Raw genomic sequence first — 1806 nt, forward strand, 5'->3', positions numbered from 1 at the left:
ACTAAGGAATCCGGTCATATGCCCACATACAGGCATGAAGATGGGGTAAAGCATTGGGATTGCCAAACCCCATCTTCATGGACACAATGGTTTTTTATTTCAACATTATATTCACTATTTTCAAATTTTAAATAGATATCAGACCCAAAAAATTTGTCCTTTACAGAATCAAGTTTACCCTGCCAAACAAAATATTCTTTCTTGCCATTTGGTGCATTTACCGGTGGTGAATAAATGAAGTCCGTACTATTAGACGCATCTTATTTAGCAACTGCGTCTTTAATTGATTTAACCTTCCCTCTTCCACTTTTTAATGAAGAAACATACGCCTCATAAATTATTGATTCGCATTTAGTTTTTTCATTATCTGGGATACCGTTAATTCCCATGGCTTTCTGGGCCCATTTGGACGCTTCTTTTAACTTGCCGTCTCTATTATATTGCTCAGCCAATTTATAATTCGTAATCCAAAGATTGGGTCCCAACTCCACAGCCCGCTTTCTATATTTTAACGCTTTAGAATCATCATCAGGGAATGCATTTATTAATGCAATAATTAATTCGGATTTAGCGTACTTCTCCAATTCTTGATTGTTATTGGTTTTTGCCAGAATCATACCTTTTTCATAGTTTTTTATTGCAAGCTCTAACAATCCCCCATCGTCAAACTCCTTATTTGAATACTTTTCGTATACTTCACCTAAGACTATATATGGCACTTCCCATTTAGGATCTATATTAATAGCTTTTTTTAAATCTGCTTCAGCCTTATGCAAGTTGCCTTCTTCTTTTTGGGCAATTCCTCTACCAAGAAGTAAACTGGTGGATCGCTCATTGATTTGAAGCCCTTTGTTACACCAATCAATGCATTTTTGATTATTATTATTAGCATAATATATCTTCGCAATATTCCAAATAACAACAATGTCTTCAGGTTTAAGTTTATTTGCCTCTTTTAGGAGTTTTAGGGCTTCCTCCATATGGCCTGCTTTTTCAGCTTTTTTTGATTTATCAAGAAGTTCACTAAAACTGTTGACGGATAAGTTACTTGGAGTTTTAAATACTGATGAGATACCTGGAGTTGTGATTATTGTTACGGATAACAGTATTAAGAAAACCTCGGTAATCCTTTTCAAATTCATTTTGTTCCTCCCTGGATAAAAAATATATTTTCTTTCTGATATTCTTATTTGATTATCGTTAATTAGGTGAAAACCTTTAGTGAAAAATTTCATAATTAATTGTAATTTGGAATGGACACATACAATATGTAGTGGTGAGTGGATTACCAAGTTTTCATTAATATGCTGATACTGAGGACTAGATATGTTTTCAGTATCACATCAGTTCGTAATCATTAGATATTTGGACTTGTTGCAAGGTATCAACAGCTTCAAAAGCCCCTATTGGTATCTAATTTTCTCAAGTATCAAAAGTTTGAAAACTGAAAGATAGTCACTATATATTGTATCCGTCTTGTTTGTTTCGATTGAGAAATGCCGTCCGAATCCTACATTTCTTTTTAATTTAAATTAGTTGGTAACATTAAGTAATGCAAATTCCTTCACCATACAAATATCATAAACGTATGATCAAATTTCAAACCTTGCCATACAGATCCGTCTCTGACATTATTCGCATAACACTTCGTTATTGTACGTTTAAATACGCATTCTAATATTTATTTTAAAAAACAAATAATTAGCTTGCTTTCTGCATTAGGAGTGTTATAATACTTTTATTCAATAAGGCCCTGCCTTCAATTGGTGGGGCCGTTTTTTTCTGAAGGAACAGTTCATTTTTATT

At 33.3% G+C, this 1806-nt stretch carries 1 protein-coding gene; it reads right to left on the reverse strand.

Going from position 1 to position 1806, the window contains the following annotated elements:
- Window positions 1–260: 260 nt before the first annotated feature.
- Entirely contained in the window at window positions 261–1142 is an 882-nt protein-coding gene (locus tag VLM92_RS08275; protein ID WP_325275867.1) for a hypothetical protein, read from the reverse strand.
- Between the last annotated feature and the right edge of the window lie 664 nt (window positions 1143–1806).

It is taken from the genome of Romboutsia sp., from assembly GCF_035470145.1.
GTDB lineage: Bacteria > Bacillota > Clostridia > Peptostreptococcales > Peptostreptococcaceae > Romboutsia_D.

Coding starts and splice junctions, on each gene's coding strand:
- VLM92_RS08275 (WP_325275867.1), bottom strand. CDS start 1,142: ATGAATTTGAAAAGGATTACCGAGGTTTTCTTAATACTGTTATCCGTA.